This window comes from Mycobacterium sp. NGS62 (assembly GCF_059812285.1).
On sequence record NZ_JCALCK010000005.1, the window covers coordinates 218,889 to 237,476 of the forward strand.

At 65.5% G+C, this 18,588-nt stretch carries 24 protein-coding genes and 3 tRNA genes; 10 read left to right on the forward strand and 17 right to left on the reverse strand.

The features are described from left to right. The first annotated feature begins 28 nt into the window (after positions 1-28). The 3 genes from mmaA4 (at position 29) to AC5Y49_RS15450 (ending at position 2,917) form a co-directional block, all read left to right on the forward strand. Positions 29-922, forward strand: a complete 894-nt coding sequence (gene mmaA4, locus AC5Y49_RS15440) for a hydroxymycolate synthase MmaA4 (protein WP_499888426.1) — start codon at positions 29-31, stop codon at positions 920-922. An 81-nt stretch (positions 923-1,003) separates the two neighbouring features. Next, positions 1,004-1,702, forward strand: coding sequence for a YciI family protein (locus AC5Y49_RS15445; protein WP_499888429.1), 699 nt, complete (start codon positions 1,004-1,006; stop codon positions 1,700-1,702). A 3-nt stretch (positions 1,703-1,705) separates the two neighbouring features. Continuing rightward, positions 1,706-2,917 (forward strand): RNA polymerase sigma factor, encoded by a 1,212-nt coding sequence (locus AC5Y49_RS15450; protein WP_499888432.1) that lies wholly within the window; start codon positions 1,706-1,708, stop codon positions 2,915-2,917. A 73-nt stretch (positions 2,918-2,990) separates the two neighbouring features. On the opposite strand, the gene rplA is transcribed toward AC5Y49_RS15450, so the two are convergent. The 12 genes from rplA to AC5Y49_RS15510 all read right to left on the reverse strand — a co-directional run bounded on the left by rplA (position 2,991) and on the right by AC5Y49_RS15510 (position 7,837). Beyond that, positions 2,991-3,698 carry a 50S ribosomal protein L1 gene (rplA, locus tag AC5Y49_RS15455; protein WP_499888434.1) on the reverse strand — a complete coding sequence of 236 codons (708 nt, stop codon included), beginning with the start codon at positions 3,696-3,698 and terminating at the stop codon, positions 2,991-2,993. 66 nt (positions 3,699-3,764) lie between these two features. Beyond that, a complete protein-coding gene (rplK, locus tag AC5Y49_RS15460; protein WP_499888436.1) occupies positions 3,765-4,193 on the reverse strand; it encodes a 50S ribosomal protein L11 in 429 nt (142 codons plus the stop codon). 31 nt (positions 4,194-4,224) lie between these two features. After that, the gene (gene nusG, locus AC5Y49_RS15465) at positions 4,225-4,980 is read right to left on the reverse strand and encodes a transcription termination/antitermination protein NusG (RefSeq protein ID WP_499888438.1); all 756 of its coding nucleotides are present in this window, start codon (positions 4,978-4,980) and stop codon (positions 4,225-4,227) included. Between the two features lie 39 nt (positions 4,981-5,019). Continuing rightward, positions 5,020-5,400: a preprotein translocase subunit SecE gene (gene secE, locus AC5Y49_RS15470; RefSeq protein WP_499888440.1), complete on the reverse strand. Its 381-nt coding sequence runs from the start codon at positions 5,398-5,400 to the stop codon at positions 5,020-5,022. A gap of 71 nt (positions 5,401-5,471) precedes the next feature. Beyond that, positions 5,472-5,544 (reverse strand) — tRNA-Trp (locus AC5Y49_RS15475). A 140-nt stretch (positions 5,545-5,684) separates the two neighbouring features. Next, entirely contained in the window at positions 5,685-6,185 is a 501-nt protein-coding gene (gene hadC, locus AC5Y49_RS15480) for a (3R)-hydroxyacyl-ACP dehydratase subunit HadC (RefSeq protein WP_499888442.1), read from the reverse strand. A 2-nt stretch (positions 6,186-6,187) separates the two neighbouring features. Continuing rightward, entirely contained in the window at positions 6,188-6,616 is a 429-nt protein-coding gene (gene hadB, locus AC5Y49_RS15485) for a (3R)-hydroxyacyl-ACP dehydratase subunit HadB (RefSeq protein ID WP_499888444.1), read from the reverse strand. Continuing rightward, positions 6,603-7,082: a (3R)-hydroxyacyl-ACP dehydratase subunit HadA gene (hadA, locus tag AC5Y49_RS15490; protein ID WP_499888446.1), complete on the reverse strand. Its 480-nt coding sequence runs from the start codon at positions 7,080-7,082 to the stop codon at positions 6,603-6,605. The genes hadB and hadA overlap by 14 nt, the downstream gene beginning before the upstream one ends. 10 nt (positions 7,083-7,092) lie before the next feature. Then, positions 7,093-7,260: a 50S ribosomal protein L33 gene (rpmG, locus tag AC5Y49_RS15495; RefSeq protein WP_003898538.1), complete on the reverse strand. Its 168-nt coding sequence runs from the start codon at positions 7,258-7,260 to the stop codon at positions 7,093-7,095. A 36-nt stretch (positions 7,261-7,296) separates the two neighbouring features. After that, positions 7,297-7,370, reverse strand: a tRNA-Met gene (locus AC5Y49_RS15500). Positions 7,371-7,405: 35 nt separating this feature from the next. Continuing rightward, a tRNA-Thr gene (locus AC5Y49_RS15505) sits at positions 7,406-7,478 on the reverse strand. A 140-nt stretch (positions 7,479-7,618) separates the two neighbouring features. Further along, complete coding sequence (locus AC5Y49_RS15510) at positions 7,619-7,837, reverse strand: type II toxin-antitoxin system VapB family antitoxin (protein ID WP_499888450.1); 219 nt, start codon at positions 7,835-7,837, stop codon at positions 7,619-7,621. 168 nt (positions 7,838-8,005) lie between these two features. Between AC5Y49_RS15510 and AC5Y49_RS15515 the strand changes: the two genes are divergently transcribed. From AC5Y49_RS15515 to AC5Y49_RS15535, 5 genes are all read left to right on the forward strand, one after another. Further along, positions 8,006-8,656 (forward strand): MBL fold metallo-hydrolase, encoded by a 651-nt coding sequence (locus AC5Y49_RS15515; protein WP_499888823.1) that lies wholly within the window; start codon positions 8,006-8,008, stop codon positions 8,654-8,656. Positions 8,657-8,724: 68 nt separating this feature from the next. Next, positions 8,725-9,549, forward strand: a complete 825-nt coding sequence (locus tag AC5Y49_RS15520) for a DUF8453 domain-containing protein (protein WP_499888452.1) — start codon at positions 8,725-8,727, stop codon at positions 9,547-9,549. 26 nt (positions 9,550-9,575) lie between these two features. Next, positions 9,576-10,271 (forward strand): crotonase/enoyl-CoA hydratase family protein, encoded by a 696-nt coding sequence (locus AC5Y49_RS15525; RefSeq protein WP_499888454.1) that lies wholly within the window; start codon positions 9,576-9,578, stop codon positions 10,269-10,271. Between the two features lie 105 nt (positions 10,272-10,376). Beyond that, the gene (locus AC5Y49_RS15530) at positions 10,377-12,824 is read left to right on the forward strand and encodes a molybdopterin oxidoreductase family protein (protein ID WP_499888826.1); all 2,448 of its coding nucleotides are present in this window, start codon (positions 10,377-10,379) and stop codon (positions 12,822-12,824) included. Next, positions 12,821-13,300, forward strand: coding sequence for a hypothetical protein (locus AC5Y49_RS15535; RefSeq protein WP_499888457.1), 480 nt, complete (start codon positions 12,821-12,823; stop codon positions 13,298-13,300). The genes AC5Y49_RS15530 and AC5Y49_RS15535 overlap by 4 nt, the downstream gene beginning before the upstream one ends. Before the next feature lie 51 nt (positions 13,301-13,351). Here AC5Y49_RS15535 and AC5Y49_RS15540 read toward each other — a convergent pair whose 3' ends face one another. From AC5Y49_RS15540 to cynS, 3 genes are read right to left on the reverse strand one after another with little or no spacing between them, the layout of a single operon-like run. Beyond that, positions 13,352-14,365, reverse strand: a complete 1,014-nt coding sequence (locus AC5Y49_RS15540; RefSeq protein WP_499888459.1) for a patatin-like phospholipase family protein — start codon at positions 14,363-14,365, stop codon at positions 13,352-13,354. A gap of 9 nt (positions 14,366-14,374) precedes the next feature. Further along, positions 14,375-15,379: a patatin-like phospholipase family protein gene (locus tag AC5Y49_RS15545; RefSeq protein ID WP_499888461.1), complete on the reverse strand. Its 1,005-nt coding sequence runs from the start codon at positions 15,377-15,379 to the stop codon at positions 14,375-14,377. Then, complete coding sequence (cynS, locus tag AC5Y49_RS15550) at positions 15,376-15,834, reverse strand: cyanase (protein ID WP_499888462.1); 459 nt, start codon at positions 15,832-15,834, stop codon at positions 15,376-15,378. The genes AC5Y49_RS15545 and cynS overlap by 4 nt, the downstream gene beginning before the upstream one ends. 104 nt (positions 15,835-15,938) lie before the next feature. Between cynS and AC5Y49_RS15555 the strand changes: the two genes are divergently transcribed. Together AC5Y49_RS15555 and AC5Y49_RS15560 are read left to right on the forward strand one after the other, a co-directional pair. After that, on the forward strand, positions 15,939-16,436 hold the full coding sequence (locus tag AC5Y49_RS15555) for a protein disulfide oxidoreductase (RefSeq protein ID WP_499888463.1): 498 nt from the start codon (positions 15,939-15,941) through the stop codon (positions 16,434-16,436). Beyond that, positions 16,433-17,302: a cytochrome c biogenesis CcdA family protein gene (locus AC5Y49_RS15560; RefSeq protein WP_499888465.1), complete on the forward strand. Its 870-nt coding sequence runs from the start codon at positions 16,433-16,435 to the stop codon at positions 17,300-17,302. The genes AC5Y49_RS15555 and AC5Y49_RS15560 overlap by 4 nt, the downstream gene beginning before the upstream one ends. On the opposite strand, the gene AC5Y49_RS15565 is transcribed toward AC5Y49_RS15560, so the two are convergent. Together AC5Y49_RS15565 and AC5Y49_RS15570 are read right to left on the reverse strand one after the other, a co-directional pair. Next, on the reverse strand, positions 17,286-18,215 hold the full coding sequence (locus tag AC5Y49_RS15565; protein ID WP_499888467.1) for a M56 family metallopeptidase: 930 nt from the start codon (positions 18,213-18,215) through the stop codon (positions 17,286-17,288). The genes AC5Y49_RS15560 and AC5Y49_RS15565 overlap by 17 nt on opposite strands. After that, the gene (locus AC5Y49_RS15570; RefSeq protein ID WP_499888469.1) at positions 18,212-18,586 is read right to left on the reverse strand and encodes a BlaI/MecI/CopY family transcriptional regulator; all 375 of its coding nucleotides are present in this window, start codon (positions 18,584-18,586) and stop codon (positions 18,212-18,214) included. The genes AC5Y49_RS15565 and AC5Y49_RS15570 overlap by 4 nt, the downstream gene beginning before the upstream one ends. Between the last annotated feature and the right edge of the window lie 2 nt (positions 18,587-18,588).

Below are 18,588 nucleotides of genomic sequence, written 5' to 3' on the forward strand. Positions count from 1 at the left end.
TAGTTCACCAGAAAGGCGACAAGCATCAATGCCTGACAAGCCAGCCGCTTCGACAGACATCCGGACGCGTCCCGAAGACATCCAGGCGCATTACGACTTGTCCGACGACTTCTTCGGCCTGTTCCAGGACCCGACTCGGACGTACAGCAGCGCCTACTTCGAGCGTGACGATATGACGCTCGAGGAAGCCCAGATCGCGAAGGTCGACCTGAACCTCGATCAACTGGATCTCAAGCCGGGCATGACGCTGCTCGACATCGGCTGTGGTTGGGGCACCACGATGAAGCGCGCCGTGGAGCGCTACGACGTCAACGTCATCGGCCTGACGCTGTCCAAGAACCAACGTGCCCGCGCTCAGCAGGTGCTGGACAGCATCGACACCAATCGCACACGCCAGGTGCTGCTGCGCGGCTGGGAGGACTTCAGCGACCCCGTCGACCGGATCGTGTCCATCGAGGCGTTCGAGCACTTCGGCCACGAGAATTACGACCGGTTCTTCAAGAACTGTTTCAACATCATGCCCGACGACGGTCGGATGACCGTGCAGAGCAGCGTCAGCTACCACCCGTACGACTTGCATGCCCGCGGCAAGAAGCTGACCTTCGAGACCGCGCGGTTCATCAAGTTCATCCTCACCGAGATCTTCCCGGGCGGCCGCCTGCCGACCACCAACATGATGGTGGAACATGGCGAGAAGGCCGGTTTCGTTGTGCCCGAGCCGCTTTCGCTGCGGCCGTCTTACATCAAGACGTTGCGGATCTGGGGCGACGCGCTGGAGGCCCACCACGACAAGGCCGTCGAGATCCAGTCCGAAGAGGTCTACCAGCGCTACATGAAGTACCTCCGCGGTTGTGAGTACTACTTCACCGACGAGTCGCTGGACGTCAGCCTGGTCACCTACCTCAAGCCGGCGGCGGCCTAGCTGTCGGATTCGCCTCGCCTCGTTCGTCGAACAGGTAGAGAGTGAAACACGGGGTTTCGCTCACTACCGGAGGTGATCACAATGCAGTACTTGGCTCTGTTGACCAGCCAGGAGCGGGACCGTACGCCCGACGAGCGTGCCGCGTTGATGGCGGAATTCGAAAGCTTCCAAGCCGGCGCCGCCTCGGCACTCCGCGGTGGCGATGCGCTGACGCCGGCTGCGGCCGCGGTGCGGATTACCGGCGGCCCGGACGCTCCGGTTGTCACCGACGGCCCGTTCGCCGAATCCGCCGAAGTGGCCTGCGGCTACTACGTGTTTGAAGCGGAGAACCTCGACGAGGCATTGACATTGGCCCGCGCCATCCCGGTCGCCAAGGTGGGGACGATAGAGGTCCGGCCCCTCTATCACGCGTTCGATCCCGAGTGGTCGCGCACGGACGCCCAGTGGCTGGCGCTACTGCTGGAACCGGCGGCATCTGTGTCGGCGCCGGGCACACCGGAGTGGCAGCAGGAGGCAGCGCGACACGGCGAATTCGCCGCTACTGCGGGGGATCACATCGTCGGCGGCGCCGCGCTGCATGATCCTGCGACGGCGACGACCGTGCGGGTGCGCGACGGGCAGGTGTTACTGACGGATGGCCCGTACGTCGAGGGTGCGGAAATCGCCACCGGGTTCTACCTGCTGTCGGCCGCCGACCGTGACGAGGCCGTCAAACTGGCCGAGATGATTCCCGCCTCGGCCGTGCAGTTGCGTCAGTTGGCCGGCCTCTCCCACCTGTAACGCATGACCGACCTGGACGGCGTCTTCCGGCAGGAATGGGGCCCGGCGGTGGCCGCGCTGGCCCGCTGGTCGGGTGACCTGACCGTCGCCGAAGACGCCGTCCAGGAAGCGTTCGCCGAGGCGCTGCGGGCGTGGCGACGCGACGGCCTGCCAGATAACCCCGGCGCATGGGTGCTGACGGTGGCGCGCAACCGCGCCCGCGATCGGCTGCGGCGCGAATCTTCGCGTCCCGGAAAGGAATTGGCAGCGGTGGTCGAGGAGATCAGGGCGCGCACCGACCGGGTGGACGTCCACCCGGTACGCGACGACGAGTTGCGGATGATGTTCACCTGCGCCCATCCCGCCCTCGACCGAACCTCGCAGCTGGCGCTGACACTGCGGCTGGTCTCCGGGCTGACCGTGGCGGAGATCGGCCGTGCGCTGCTGCAGACCGAGGCCGCGGTCGGTCAGCGAATCACCCGAGCCAAGAACAAAATCCGGCACGCCAACATCCCGCTACGGGTGCCGCCCGCCGAGCTGCTGCCCGAACGCACCCCACACGTGCTGGGCTGCGTCTACTCGGTGTTCACCGAAGGTTACTGGTCGACGGCAGGGCCGTCGGCGATCCGCGACGAGCTGTGCGACGAGGGTGTTCGGCTCGCCGGCGAGCTGTGCAGCCTGATGCCCGATGAGCGGGAAGCTCACGCATTGGCAGCCCTTGTGCTGCTGCATGATTCGCGTCGGGCGACCCGGGTGGACACCGCCGGGGCGCTGGTGCCGCTGGACGAACAAGACCGTGGTCGGTGGGACCGCGGCCGTATCACCCGCGGCCTAGATCGGCTGCGGCTGGCGCAGGGATCGAGTGGGTCGTATCTGCCGCAGGCGGTGATCGCCGCGGTGCACGCGACGGCGCCGAGTTGGCAGGACACCGATTGGGCGACGATCTGCGCGGCCTACGACCGGTTGCTTGCGATCACCGATTCACCGGTAGCGCGGGCCAATCGTGCGCTGGCCGTGGGCTTTCGGGACGGCTACGCCGCCGGCTTAGCCGCGCTGGATGCCGTCCAGGACGATCCGAGACTGACCCGCCTGGTGGCCCCGATCCGCGCCGATTTGCTTCGCCGCGACGGGCAGGCCGCCGAGGCGCTGCGGTTTTACCGTCAGGCGCTGGAGTTCACCGGCTCCGAGCCGGCACGGACGTTTCTGCGCCGCCGGATCGCCGAATGCTCCACCTGAGCACCGCGAGCAGACGCAAAAGCCCCCGACACGCCGGGGAAAAGCGGACTTTTGCGTCTGCTCGCGAGAGGAGCTATTCCGCGGCGAAGTTGCGGGTGATCGCCGGGTCGACCGGAATGCCGGGGCCGGTGGTCGTCGAGACCGTGATCTTCTTCAGGTAACGGCCCTTCGACGACGACGGCTTGTGCCGCAGCACCTCGTCGAGCGCGGCGCCGTAGTTCTCCGCCAGGTTCTTCTCGTCGAACGAGGCCTTGCCGATCACGAAGTGCAGGTTGGCCTGCTTGTCCACCCGGAAGTTGATCTTGCCGCCCTTGATGTCGTTCACGGCTTTGGTGATGTCGGGGGTGACGGTGCCGGTTTTGGGGTTGGGCATCAGACCGCGCGGCCCGAGGATCCGCGCAATCCGACCGACCTTGGCCATCTGGTCTGGCGTGGCGATCGCGGCGTCGAAATCCAAGAACCCACCTTGGATCTTCTCGATCAGGTCGTCGCTGCCGACCACGTCGGCGCCTGCGGCGGTGGCCTCGTCAGCCTTATCGCCGACCGCGAACACCGCGACCCGGGCGGTCTTGCCGGTGCCGTGCGGCAGGTTGACGGTGCCGCGGACCATCTGGTCGGCCTTGCGCGGGTCGACGCCGAGCCGGATGGCCACCTCGACGGTCGCGTCCTGCTTGGTCGACGAGGTTTCCTTGGCCAGCTTGGCCGCCTCCAGCGGTGTATGCAGCCGCGAGCGGTCCACCTTCTCGGCGGCGGCGCGATATGCCTTGCTGTTCTTGCTCATTGGTTATCCATTCCTGGTTGTGGTTGAAAAGCGGGCCGGAGCGGGCCCTCCCACCGGTCGAAAACCTTATTCGACCGTGATGCCCATCGATCGGGCTGTGCCGGCGATGATCTTGGCGCCGGCCTCGATGTCGTTGGCGTTGAGGTCGGCCTTCTTGGTTTCGGCGATCTCGCGGACCTGGTCCCAGGTCACCTTGGCGACCTTGGTCTTGTGTGGCTCGGCCGAGCCCTTGCCCACGCTGGCTGCCTTGAGCAGCAGCTTGGCGGCGGGCGGTGTCTTGAGCGCAAAGGTGAAGCTGCGGTCTTCGTAGACGGTGATCTCCACCGGAATGACGTTGCCGCGCTGGCTTTCTGTCGCGGCGTTGTACGCCTTGCAGAACTCCATGATGTTGACGCCGTGCTGGCCGAGCGCGGGGCCGACCGGCGGCGCGGGGTTGGCCTGGCCGGCTTCGATCTGAAGCTTGATCAGCCCGGCGACTTTCTTCTTCGGGGCCATGAGGTGTTGGTCTTCCTTTCGTGCGCTAACGCTAGATCTTCGAAACCTGGCCGAAGCCGAGTTCCACAGGTGTTTCGCGACCGAAGATGGACACCAGCACCTTGAGCTTCTGTTGTTCGGCGTTGACCTCGCTGATGGAGGCGGGCAGCGTGGCGAACGGCCCGTCCATCACCGTGACCGATTCGCCGACCTCGTAGTCGACCTCGATCACCGGTCGTTCCAGCCCGCCCTCGCTGGCCGCGGCGGCGGTGGCGGCCGCACCCTTGGCCGGCTTCTTCGCCGGCCCCTGCGGCAGCAGGAACTTCACCACGTCGTCCAGCGAAAGCGCGGACGGACGTGACGTCGCGCCGACGAACCCGGTGACACCCGGGGTGTTGCGCACCGCGGACCACGAGTCGTCGGTCAAGTCCATGCGGACCAGGATGTAGCCCGGCAGCACCTTGCGATTGACCTGCTTGCGCTGCCCGTTCTTGATTTCGGTGACCTCTTCGGTGGGCACTTCCACCTGGAAGATGTAGTCGCCGACGTCGAGGTTCTGCACGCGGGTCTCGAGGTTGGCTTTGACCTTGTTCTCGTAGCCGGCGTAGGAGTGGATGACATACCAGTCGCCGGGTTTGGTGCGCAGCTCGGCCTTCAGCGCGACGGCCGGGTCGACCTCTTCGGCCGGCTCTTCGGGGGCGACGGCCTCGGCCGCCGCGTCCGGACCGGACTCGGCGGTGGCCTCCTGCAAGGCCTCCTCGATGTCGACCGTCTCACCCACGGGCTGGTCGCCGTCGGAGGTAGTCACGGTTCTCTCAGTTCCTCTCTATAACCCGCTGGGCGTCCGTCAGCCGAACACCAGCAGCACGAGCTTGGCCAGACCCAGATCGGCCAGGCCGATCAGCGCCACCATGAACACCAGGAAGGCCAGCACCACCGAGGTGTAGGTGATCATCTGCTTGCGGTTGGGCCAGATCACCTTGCGCAGTTCGGCGACAACCTGCTTCAGGTAGTTGTAGACGTACGCGAATGGGTTGGGGCTTTGCGACTTCTTGGTCTTCTTGGCCTTCTTCTTCTTGACCTCGGCGCTGTCCTTGCCGAGCTCGACCGCTGACGACTCGACATCCCCCGCCCGCTGGCGGGACCGCTTGCCGCTGGGGCGCTGCGGTCGGGTCGCTACCGCCGTGCGGCCGTCGGCTGCGTCGGCACCGTCGCGCTCGTCGCTCACCGCATGCTCCTCTGTTTGCCTCTTCGGGTGGTCACCTTCCAGTGTCCACCATCGCTGAATCCGATGGTCAGCAGGGGCGACAGGACTTGAACCTGCAACCTGCGGTTTTGGAGACCGCTGCTCTGCCAGTTGAGCTACGCCCCTATGCCGGTTGGCAGGCCAACCTGTGCGCACGGGGCTTCACATGAACGCGCGCCCTCCGCTTGGTCGACTACCGGAAAGCGCGCTTGTGACGGGAAAACCCCGAGGTCCGAGTGTACATCGACGCCGGTCTCAGGTACTAATCACGCGGTTCGGACAATCTGGCCGGACTCCATGTCCCACTTGAGCTGGACCGAGTCGTTGCCCTCGTTACCCATCATCGTGGTATAGGCCTCCAGCACGACCTCGCCGACGGCGTTGGTGCAGATGTTCCTGGTGACGACGATGTCGGCGCCGAACCGCTCGTTGACCGACTGCACCTCCATCTCAGCGTGCAGCACGTCGCCGGCCAGGATCGGCTTGTGGAAGATGAACTTCTGGTCGACGTGCAGCATGTTCATCGTCTCGTAGCCGGTATCGACGCTCCGCATGAAATCGGCCTGGACCAGCTGCGCGAAGATCGTGACGAACGTCAGGGGGGCGACGAGGGCGTCATACCCGAGTTCAGCGGCGGCTTTCTCGTCCAGGCAGGCCGGGTCGTCGGCCTTGATCGCCTTGGTGAACTCCCGGATCTTTTCTCTGCTTACTTCGTATGTGTCGGGATAGCGCCAGACCATCCCGCGGATGTCGGTTTTGATTGCCATGCTTACGCCAACGTCGCCGACGCGACGGCCCGGCCGAAAATCTTCTTGCCGCCGGTCGTAGCAGTAATCGCGACCGTCACCGACTTGCTGTCCTCGTCAACGGACTTGACCCGGCCGGTGAATACGATCTCGGCGCCTTTGCCGTCGTTGGGCACCGGCACAACCGCGGTGAACCGCACGTTGTACTCGGTCACCGCCCCCGGGTCGCCGACCCAGGAGCTGACATAGCCGCCGCCGAGGCCCATGGTCAGCATGCCGTGCGCAATCGCGGTGTCCAGACCGACCATCTTGGCGGTCTCGTCGTCCCAGTGGATCGGGTTCAAGTCGCCCGAGACACCCGCATAGTTCACCAGATCCTGCCGGGTCAGGGGGTAAACCTTCTCCGGTAGCTGGTCGCCCACCGCCACCGAGCTGAACTCACGCCGTGCCATCGCTGAAACCCTCTTCTCCCTCTTCGCCGGCACGACCCGCCAAGGTCGTGTAGGTCTCCTGTACTACCTCGCCCGCTTCGTTGGTCACGATGTTTTTCGTGACGATGATGTCGGTGCCGTGCGCCTGCCGCACTGAGTCCACGTAGACGTCGCAATAGAGCTTGTCGCCCGCTTGGATCGGCTTCAGATACTTCAGCACCTGGTCGACCTGGACGATCTGCTCGTCGTTGATCGAGATGTTGGCGTCAGCGAAAAACGCCGTTTGGGCCTTATAGCCGAACACCGACATAAATGTCAGCGGTGACAGCAGGCCGTCGTAGCCCAACTCGGCGGCGGCCATCTCCTCGAAGTAGGCCGGGTCGTCGTTCTTGACGGCGACGGCGTACTCCCGAATCTTTTCCCGCTCGACCATGTAATGGTCGGGGTACCGATAGTGCCTACCAACGACATCTTTGCCCAACGACACGGCTGTCTACCTAGCGCGTCTCGCGGTGTGCCTGATGCTTGCCGCAATTGGGGCAGAACTTCTTCAGTTCGAGCCGATCGGGGTCGTTGCGACGATTCTTCTTGGTGATGTAGTTGCGGTGCTTGCACACCTCGCACGCCAAAGTGATCTTCGGCCGTACATCGGTACTGGAGGCCACGTCCGCTTCTCTTTCTCATGTCTTGTTGTTGTCCTGTAGCGATGGCCGGACTCGAACCGGCGACCTAACGATTATGAGTCGTTCGCTCTAACCGACTGAGCTACATCGCCTCGGTACGCGCCGCCTGCCTGCTCGGCGTCCGCCGAGCCCCCTAACGGAATCGAACCGTTGACCTTTTCCTTACCATGGAAACGCTCTGCCGACTGAGCTAAGGGGGCCTGGCCCGAAGCGACCATTCGGGTCGGCCTCCGGCCTAAAAGAGGGTACAGCCTGGGCCGCAGGCCGACCAAACCCGCCCTGCGGCGATACGGGGCGCGCAGGTACCCCGGAAGGACCTCGGTCAACAATCCCGGTCAAATCACACAGACTCGCTGGAGCGGTGCAGCCGCAGCGCGTCCAGGTTGCCGAATTCGTCGACCTCGTCGTCGTCTAGCGAAGATTCGGAGGCGTCGGCACCGGCGACCAGAGTCCGCAGCGCGAGGTTGACCGCCTCCCGCGTGCTGTGCATATGAAATCTGCGTATGACCTCGTCGACGAGGGCTTTATCGACCTCGATCTCGACCGTGCGGAACGTCATTAACCAACGATACCCGCTTGGCGAAACGTGAACCATCAAAATCCTGGCAAACATTCAGACAGGCCCGCCGAGGCGCGGCGGGCCGCGCCGTAGGCTGGACGGGTGCCTGACACGGACCGGCTGTATTTCCGCCAACTACTCTCCGGGCGCGACTTCGCCGCCGGCGACATGTTCGCGACGCAGATGCGCAACTTCGCCTATCTGATCGGCGATCGGCAAAGCGGCGACGCGGTAGTCGTCGACCCGGCCTACGCCGCCGGGGATCTGCTCGACGCGCTCGAAGCCGACGGCATGCGGCTCTCGGGGGTGCTGGTCACCCACCACCACCCCGACCATGTCGGCGGCTCGATGATGGGTTTCGAACTCAAGGGCCTCGCCGAGTTGCTGGAGCGCACCAGCGTGCCCGTACACGTGAATACCCATGAGGCGCAGTGGGTTTCGCGAGTCACCGGAATCAGCATGGCGGATCTGACCGCGCATGAGCATGGCGACGTGGTCAGCGTCGGCGATATCGATATCGAGTTGCTGCACACGCCCGGCCACACGCCGGGCAGCCAGTGCTTTCTGCTCGACGGCCGGCTGGTCGCCGGCGACACGCTGTTTCTGGAGGGCTGCGGGCGCACCGACTTCCCCGGCGGCGACTCCGATGAGATGTATCGCAGCCTGCGGCAGCTCGCCGGGCTGGCCGGTGACCCGACGGTGTTTCCCGGCCACTGGTATTCGGCTGAGCCGAGTGCATCGCTGTCGGAAGTCAAGCGTTCCAACTACGTCTACCGCCCGGCCAATCTCGACCAGTGGCGAATGATGATGGGCGGCTGAGCGCACTCTAAGATCGCATCAGCGAATTTTCGGTCCCCGATCAACGGCGGCATACGCGGAGGTCTTCGATGGGCTGGTTCCATGACCGCTGGCATGAGGTGACCGGGTCAGGCTCCAACACCTGGGTGGCATTGGGCAGCTGGGCGGTGCTGGCGGTCGGAGTGTTCGCGCTGCTGTGGGCCAACCGGCAGGTGCGGCGCAATCATGAGGTGTCGATCGAGCAGACCCGGCCGCACATCGGCATGTCGATGGAGCCGCACGGCGCCGACTGGCATGTGATCGAACTTGTCGTCCGTAACTTCGGCAAGACCGCGGCCTACAACATCCGCTTCGCGTTTCCGCGCCCGCCCACTGTCGCCGCCTACGAGAACACCGCGGATGGCTACACCGACGTCGTCGAGATGAAGCTGCCCGAGGAGTTGGCGACGCTGGCGCCGAATCAGGAATGGCGGGTGGTGTGGGACTCGGTGCTCAACCGGGCCAAACTCGGCGACGACATCGAGCCGCGGTTCGCGGGCACGGTGACCTACTACGACCGCCCCGAGGAGAGGCCGGCTTGGAAGTTCTGGCAGCGCAAGCAGCGTCCGTTCGAGACCAAGGTGGTACTCGACTGGGATGCCCTGCCGCCGGTGCGGCGGGTCGAGCTGATGACGACGCACGACCTGGCCAGCCGGGAAAAGGAGAAGCTGGAACTGCTGCGCGGGCTGTTGACGTACTTCCACTACGCCAGCACCGAACCTCGGCCCGACGTGTTCCGCAGCGAGATCGAACGCATCAATCGCGCGGCGGAGGAAACCCGAGACCGGTGGCGGGCCCGCCAACTCGACGATCCGACCGATGTGCATCTGCGGTGGGACCGGGCCAAAGCGGAGGCCGGTAAGCACCGGAGCTAACGGGCGACGTGATTGAATCGACTCCCATGAGCGACCCAGTCACCTATCGCCACGACGAGTCCATCGCGATCATCACGATGGACGACGGCAAGGTCAATGCGCTGGGGCCTGCCATGCAGCAAGCCCTGCAGGAGGCGCTCGACAACGCCGACCGCGACAACGTCGGCGCGATGGTGATCGCCGGCAACGACCGGGTGTTCAGCGGCGGCTTCGATCTGAAAGTTTTGACGTCGGGCGAGGCGCAGCCAGCGATCGACATGCTCAAGGGCGGCTTCGAGTTGTCGCATCGGCTGTTGTCCTATCCCAAGCCGGTGGTGATGGCTTGCACCGGCCACGCCATCGCGATGGGCGCGTTCCTGTTGTCCAGTGGTGATCATCGAGTGGCCGCCCCCGCGTACAACATTCAGGCCAACGAAGTCGCGATCGGGATGACGATTCCGTATGCGGCGTTGGAGATCATGAAGCTGCGCCTGACGCCATCGGCCTACCAGCAGGCCGCCGGACTGGCCAAGACGTTCTTCGGCGAAACCGCTGTCGCGGCGGGCTTTGTCGACGAGATCGTGCTGCCCGAGGTAGTGCGGGAACGCGCGGTCGAGGCCGCCCGGGAGTTCGCCACGTTGCACCAGAAAGCACACACCGCGACGAAGTTGCGGACCCGTGCCGAGGCTTTGGACCGCATCCGCGGCGGAATCGACGGTATGGCAGCCGAGTTCGGGCTGTAGTCGCACGCTGGCCATTGGCGACGACCCGCTACGCCCGGCTCCGCCGCGCTTGCGATCGCCGCGGCGGGGTTTCGGAATCCCCAGGTCGGGTACGCCTCGGCCATGGTGGCCATCGACCCGATCGCGGAACCGTGGGGCCTGCGAACACCCTATGAACCCGGCCAGCCGTGGCCGCAACGCGTCGACAACTACCTGGACGAGGGCATCGCCCCGGAGTCGGTGGACCGGTGGGTGCAGTCGGCCGCGGTGTTGCACTCCAACGGCGACGGCCTGGATATCGCCGTCAAGGACGGACGTATCGTGGGCGTCCGCGGCCGCGCGGTCGATCGGGTCAACCACGGGCGACTCGACCCCAAGGACATGTTCGGCTGGCAGGCCAACGCCTCGGCAGATCGGCTCACCACCCCGCTGATCCGCCGCGACGGCCGACTGCAGCCCTGTGACTGGGACACCGCGATGGAGGCGATCGTGGCCCGCAGCCGGGGATTGTTGGACAGCCACGGCCCCAGCGCAATTGGCTTCTACACCTCCGGGCAGTTGTTCCTTGAGGAGTACTACACGCAGGGCGTGATCGCGCACGGCGCGATCGGTACCAACCATGTCGACGGCAATACCCGGCTGTGCACGGCGACGGCCGCTGAGGCGCTGAAGGAATCGTTCGGCTGCGACGGCCAGCCCGGGTCCTACACCGACGTCGACCATGCCGACGTGATTGCTCTGTTCGGACACAACGTCGCCGAGACGCAGACCGTGTTGTGGGCCCGGATGCTGGACCGGTTGGTGGGCGAGTCGCCGCCGGCGATCATCTGCGTCGACCCGCGGACGACGCCGGTGGCCTTGCATGCCACCGTGCATCTGGCGCCGCTGCCGGGCAGCAACGTGGCGTTGATGAACGGTCTGCTGCACGAGATCATCGCCAACGACTGGGTTGACCACGACTACATCGACTCGCACACCATCGGTTTCGACGAGCTGCGTAAGCGTGTCGCAGAATTTCCACCGCAACGCGCTGCCAAGATCTGCGGGGTCGACATCGACGACATCCGGGCGGCGGCGCGCCTGATCGGCACCGCCGAACGACTGCTGTCCACGGTGCTACAGGGTTTCTACCAGTCGCACCAGGCCACCGCAGCATCGGTGCAGGTCAACAACATTCACCTGGTGCGGGGGATGCTGGGCAAGCCCGGCTGCGGGGTGCTGCAGATGAACGGGCAGCCCACCGCGGAGAACACCCGCGAATGCGGCGCCGACGGTGACCTCGCCGGGTTCCGCAACTGGGCCAACGACGATCATATTGTCGACCTCGCCCGGCTGTGGAACCTTGAGCCGCAACAGATTCCGCACTATGCACCGCCGACTCACGCCATGCAGATGTTTCGCTACGCCGAAGAGGGCAGCCTGCAGATGCTGTGGGTGACCGCGACCAACCCGGCCGTGTCGCTGCCCGAGCTGGCCCGGATCCGCGACATCTTGTCCCAAGAGCGACTGTTTTTGGTGGTCGAGGATATTTTCATGACCGAGACCGCCGAGCTTGCCGATGTGGTGTTGCCAGCCGCGGCGTGGGGTGAGAAGACCGGCACCTTCACCAACGCCGACCGCACCGTGCACATCTCCGAAAAGGCCGTGGAGCCACCGGGGTCAGCGCGCTCCGATCTGGACATCTTCCTCGACTACGCGCGACGGATGGACTTCCGCGACAAGGATGGGCAGCCGTTTCCGCCGTGGACGGACCCCGAGTCGGCGTTCGAGGCGTGGAAGAAATGCAGCGCCGGGCGGCCGTGCGACTACACCGGGCTGAGTTATGCGAAGCTTCGCGGCGGCAGCGGCGTTCAATGGCCCTGCACCGCGGATAATCCCGACGGCACCGAACGGCTTTACGCCGACGGAAAGTTCTGGGCTGCACCGGATTACTGCGAAGCTTACGGGAAAGATCTGATCACCGGCGCGCCACTGGAACCCACCGAGTACCGGGCGATGAACCCGTTCGGCAAGGCGATCATCAAGGCCGCGGAGTATGTTCCGCCGCACGAAAAGCCCGGCTCCGGCTATCCGTTCGCGTTGATCACCGGCCGCACCCTGTACCACTTCCACACTCGCACCAAGACTGCTCGGGCACCGCAACTCAACGCCGCCGCACCCGAGGTGTGGGTGGAAGTCTCAGCCGGTGATGCCCGTCGTCTGGGCATCGCAGAGGGCGACATGGTCGAGGTGAGCACCCCGCGCGGCCGCATCAGCTGTGCCGCCCGGATCAGCGCTATCCGGGATGGAGTGTTATTCGTCCCGTTCCACTACGGCTACTTCGACGCCGACGGGCCCAAAATGGCGGGCCACCACCGCGCCGGCAATGAGCTCACGCTCACCGATTGGGATCCGGTGTCCAAACAGCCGATCTACAAGACGGCCGCCGCCGCGCTGCGCCGAAAGCGCGACGGCAACGGTGACGTCGCTACTGCGCCGACGACGGCGGCCTCGGCCCCGGTCAACGGCCAGGTGCCCGCGACAGTGGGCGGTGCGGCGGCCACCGTATCCGAGGTCCCGGTAGGTCAGTCGTGAAGATCAAGCTGGCGATCCGCGAATTGCACCGCGCTGAACGCAAATTGGCTCACGAGCTCAACGTGATGGCATCGCGGCATCGCAGTGACCAGGACATCTACCACATCGCCCGCGACCTGGCCGGCTGGTCGCAACACCATCTGCGTGACTTGGCCACCCATGGCCGCCACTACGGCCTGCGGCTGTCGGCTGAGCCGCGAACCCGGGCGCTCAGCGGGTTTTTACAGTCGCGTCTCAGCGGACTGTTACGCAAGCGTCCCGAGCCGGGTCTGCTGCTGCTGGCCGATCTGCGGCGCATTCATCGGATGGCCGCAGGAGCATCGGTGGACTGGGAGCTGCTCGGCCAGGCTGCGCAGGCCACCAAGGACCAGGAGCTGCTCGACTTGACGTCGCGCTGCCACCCGGAAACGTTGCGTCAGATGCGTTGGGCCAACGCGATGCTCAAGGAGCTCTCGCCGCAGGTACTGACGAGTTAAGTTTGGCGGCGACCCGCTGCACCCGGCTTCGCCGCGCTTGCGATCGCCGCGCTAAACGCCTTGGTATCGGCGGAAGCGCTCGAGGTACGCCGAAAAGTCCCAGGTCGACAAGAACTCGTGGACTGCCGCGTAGCCCCGATCGTATTGCTGCTCGAGGCGGCCTCGCGAGATGCCGAAGTCCAGGGCGCTCACCTCGGTTGAGACCACCCGGATGGTGCGGGCACTGACCCACGGCTCGCTCAGGTGGGTTTGGTCATGGCCGATCAGCATGGTGGTGATCAGATGTTCCAGCAGCGACGGCGGTCCAAGCAGGCGCCGCAGCGGCCTGAGCGCGGGGATCGCACTCTCGATGCCCTCGAACAGCTTGGGAATCACCGTGATTCCGAAGGTCGGCCAGCGCGGCCGTTTGGCGTCGGGCCGGTCCAGCGAATCGATCGGGAAGGTCGACAGCAGGCCGCCGTCGACCAGAGTGGACGTCAGCCCGGTGGCGCTGGTCAAGGCGACCGGACGGTAGAAGAACGGGATTGCCATCGAGGCGCGCACCGCGTCGGCGACTGGCTGTTCGTCCGGATCCAGGCCGTAGACCCGCTTGTAGTCCCAGGGCAATCGCACCAGCTGGCCGGTGGTCAGATCGGCGACCGTGACCACGGCCCGATAGCGCCGCTCCTCGAGTAGATTGTCGTCGTCGATGGCGAGATCGCCAAACGTGCTGACGCCCAAGTTCTTCAGCTCGCCGCGGATCCAGTCGTGAGCGAAGTCGCCGCGGTACAGCCCGGTGTCACGTACCAGGCCCCAGGCTGGCCCGAGGAACGGGATCGGCGCCGCGTCACGCCATTTCGACAGCGGCACAGACAGTCCGAGCTCTTTGACTTCCGCGCTGGTCAGCTGTTCGCCTTTGGACGCAGCCGCAATGATCGCGGCGACCACCGAGCCGCCGGATACGCCGGACGCGCGGGGGAACGAATATCCGGCGTCCATCAGCGCGACGATCGCGCCCACCAGACCGATGAATTTCACCCCCCCGCCGGAGAGGATGAGATCCGCATTTTTCGCGTCGTCAGCCATGAGATTCCTTTATCGCCGGAAGCGTTCGCGGTATTCGGCCCAGTTCCAGGTGGACAGAAATGCCGCTGCCGCGTCGTAACCGCGTTGGTAAAGCTCTTCTTTCTGCGTGTCGGAAATGTCGAAATCGAGGAAGCCGACGTCGGTCGAGTCCACGCGAATGGCGCGTGCGCTGACCCACGGTTGGTTGAGGTAGGCCTGATCGCGGCCGACGATCATCGTGGTGATCAGGCTTTCCAGCAGGGTCGGGCCGCCGCCGAGCCAATGCAGCGGCGCCAATGCGGGAATCACCTTGGCGTTGTCCTGGGGCAGGTTGGGCAGCAGGGTGATCCCGAAGGTGGGCCAACGTGGCGGCTTGCCGTCCGGCCGGTCGAACGAGTCGATCGGGAAGTTCGACAGCACTCCCCCGTCGACGAGCGTCGATGTCACACCCTCCGCGCTGGTGAGTTTGACGGTGTGGAAGAAGAACGGGATCGACATCGAGGCGCGGACCGCATCGGCGACCAGTTGTTCGTCGGGATCCAGCCCGTAGAGCCGGCGATAGTCCCAGGGCAGCCGCACCAACTGGCCGGTGGTGACGTCGGCGACGGTGACCACCAACCGGTAGCGCCGCTCAGGCGGCAAGGTGTCGTCGTCGAGGGCAAGATCGCCAAACGTGTTGACACCCAGGCTCTTTAGCTGACCGCGGATCCAGTCGTGGGCGAAATCGCCCTTGTAGATTCCTTCTTCGCTGATCAGACCCCAGGCTGGGCCGAGCACAGGGATCTTTTCGATGGGTCCTGGATCCAGGAACTTGCGGTAGGGCAACGTCATCGCCAGGTTCTTGACGTCGGCGGGAGTCAGTTGATCGGCACCGGCGGCCAGGATCGCACCGACAACCGAGCCGGCCGACGTCCCCGACACCCGCGGCACCTGGTAGCCGGCATCCATCAGCGCGACGATGGCACCGGCCAGCCCGATACCCTTGACACCGCCACCGGACAGGACCAGGTCGGCCCTCAGCGGAGTGTCGGTCATCGCTCCTCGCCCGAAACCCATTCGTAGGGTAGGAATTTCCCATCAAAAGTCACCACCACGCGATCGCCGGACGGATGCGTTTTCTTGTGCACGTCGACGCTGAAGTTGATCGCGCTCATGATCCCGTCGCCGAACTGCTCGTGAATCAGTTCCTTGATCGCCGGCCCGTAGACCAGCAGGGCTTCGTAGAACCGGTAGATGGTCGGGTCGGTGGGCACCGCCGTCGGCAACCCGCCGCGCATCGGCGGCGCAGCCAGCACCGCGACCGCCGATTCGTCCAGACCCAGCATCTCAACGAGAACCTTGCCCAACTCGGCGGGAATCGGCTGCTGGCCCAGTAATGCCGAGGTGGTCCATGCCACCGGCCGGTCAATGGCGTCAGCCAACTCCTGCCAGGTCAAGCCCTTCTCCAGCCGGGCAACGACGATCTGCTCGGTGATCTCGTTTCTGGTCATGTCCCCCAGCATGCCCTTATGCCGCAGTCGCCGGTCACCCGAGCCATCATCTACTATCTACGTACGTAGGTAGTACGGGTAGCACTCGACCGGAGGGAACCGCGATGTCACGTCGCCTGATCGCCATGCTGATCGCTGCCATGCTCGTCGTGGGCGCGTGCGGTTCCAAGCCGACGTCCGGCGAAACCCATGGCATGCCGGATCAGCTGCAGTTCAGCGCGACCACCCTCGACGGTCGGCAGTTCTCGGGCGAAACCCTGCTGGGTAAGCCCGCGGTGCTGTGGTTCTGGGCGCCCTGGTGTCCCAACTGCCAGCGCGAGGCGCCGACAGTGGCCAAAGTCGCCGCGGCGAATCCGACCGTGACGTTCGTCGGAGTGGCCGCGCGCGCCGACGAATCCGCCATGCGGGAATTCGTCGACAAGTACCACGTCGACGGGTTCACCCAACTGGCCGATACCAATTCGGCGGTGTGGACCAAATTCGGTGTAACGCAACAACCGGCATACGCGTTCGTCCGGCCGGACGGCAGCATCGACGTCGTCAAGGGCACGATGACCGAATCTCAGCTGTCCGAGCGAGTCAGCACGCTGAGCAAGCGATGATCGACACCGCGGCGCTAGGCTTCGCGTTGGCCGCCGGACTGGTGGCGGCTCTCAACCCATGCGGATTCGCCTTTCTGCCCGGCTATTTGGGCTTGGTGATCGCCGGCAGCCAGGAGACCTCTCGGTCGGCGGCGCTGGGCCGGGCCGGGCTGGCCACCGTGGCGATGTCCGCCGGATTCCTGACCGTGTTCGGGGTGTTCGGCCTGGCGATCTCACCGGTGATCGCCTCGGCGGAAAAGTATCTGCCGTTTGGCACCGTGGTGATCGGCGTGTTGCTGATCGGCATCGCAGTCTGGTTGCTGGCCGGCAAAGACATCAGCGTGGTGTTGCCCAAGCTGGCGGGCGGCGCGCCGACGGCCCGGCTGGGATCGATGTACGGCTACGGCCTCGGCTACGCCGTCGCCTCGCTATCCTGCACTGTCGCACCATTTCTCGCGGTCATCAGCACCACCTTCAAACAGGGCTCGATACTCTCCGGGATGCTGGCCTTCGTTGCATACGCGGCCGGGATGACCATCACGGTCGGCGTTGCCGCGCTGACGGTGGCGCTGGCCGGCTCGTCGGCCACCGCGGCGTTTCGCCGCGTGCTGCCATACGTGAATCGCATCGTCGGCGTGATCGTGTTGCTGACCGGACTCTATGTCGCCTACTACGGCTATTACGAAATCCGGTTGTACTTCACCAACGCCGGCCCGGACGACCCGATCATCCATACCGCCGCCGGTGTGCAGGGCTGGCTGGCCCACCAGGTCGAAGCGCTGGGCGTGTGGCCGTTGTTGGGTGTGGGTGCCGCGCTGGTGGCCGCCGGGATCGCGGCGACGGTGTGGCGCACACGGCGGCGTGAACCGGTCACAGATGGCAGGTGAGCAGCACCGTCATCGGCGCAGCGGCCCACAGACCAATGACCGACGTCAGGACCAGCCGGTCACGCCAACGGATGCGGCCAGGCGCCGGGAGCGCCAGTCGTTCCGCGCGGGCCACCACCGCCGAATCGGCGGCGCCGAGCGCAGCCGACGCCACCGGCGGCTGCCCCACCAGAGCCAGCAGTCCGCCCAGCAGCGGCAGTGCGCCGTGCCGGCGAACCGCGATGTCGTCGGCGCACATTTCCAGCAGCCCCGCCACACCGTCGGCAGCGGCGGGAAACAGCGGTAGCCGCGGCAGGGCGGCGGCCAACGCTCGCAACACCATCAGCACGTCGTGGTGCCGGCCAGTGAGGTGGGCGGCTTCGTGGGCAAGGACCGCCGCCAGTTGCGGCTCGTCGAGCCGGTCGCGGGCAGCGGTGGTGACGACGACGGCAGGCGGGCGGCCGGCCACGCAGTAGGCCGCGGCTTCCTCGCCCGGGACAACAACCACGCCCGGCAACTCGGTTCTCCGGCCGATCATCCGCGCAGTCAGCGCGTGTCGGCGGCTGCGCGAGCGCATCCATCGCAGCCGGTGCACCACGTTGCGGGCAACGACTGGCGTGACGACCAGGCCCGCAACAAGCAGACCCAACGCCAACGCCGAGCCGATCGGCTGCGGCACCCCGATATGACCGGCGAAGCCAAGTACTTTGAGACACAACATCAATGCCGAGTTGTGCCACATACTGCCGACCGCATCGACGAGCAGGACGCCAAATGCGGCGAACCACGCCGCAACCGCGCCGATCACCGCCGTCAGCCACGCCGCCACACCGAGCCGAGGATGAATACCGCCGGCAGTCACCCGTCGCAGCAGCGGCGGCCCCAGCCAGGTCAACGCGGCCGCATACAGCAGGATCACCGCGGTCGCATTCATTGCCGGCCTTCGTCGATGAGGCGACGCAGCGCGGCGCGCACCCGCGTCGACTCCTTCTCATCCATCTGGTTGATGAACGCGGCCAGCACCAGGTCGGAGTCGCCGCCGGTGTCGAACGCGTCGCGCATCAGTGCCGCCGAGTGTTCCTCGCGGGTCATCGTCGGCCAGTAGCGGAAAGCCTTGCCGGCACGCTCACGCTGCAACCACCCCTTGCGGTGCAGGTTGTCCATAGTGGACATCACGGTCGTGTAGGCGATCTCGCGGTCGCGCGCCATGTCGTCGAAGATCTCGCGGACCGTGCTCTGCTGGCCGCGATTCCACACCCGGTCCATGACCGCGGCCTCAAGCTCACCGAATCGCCGAACGCGCACGG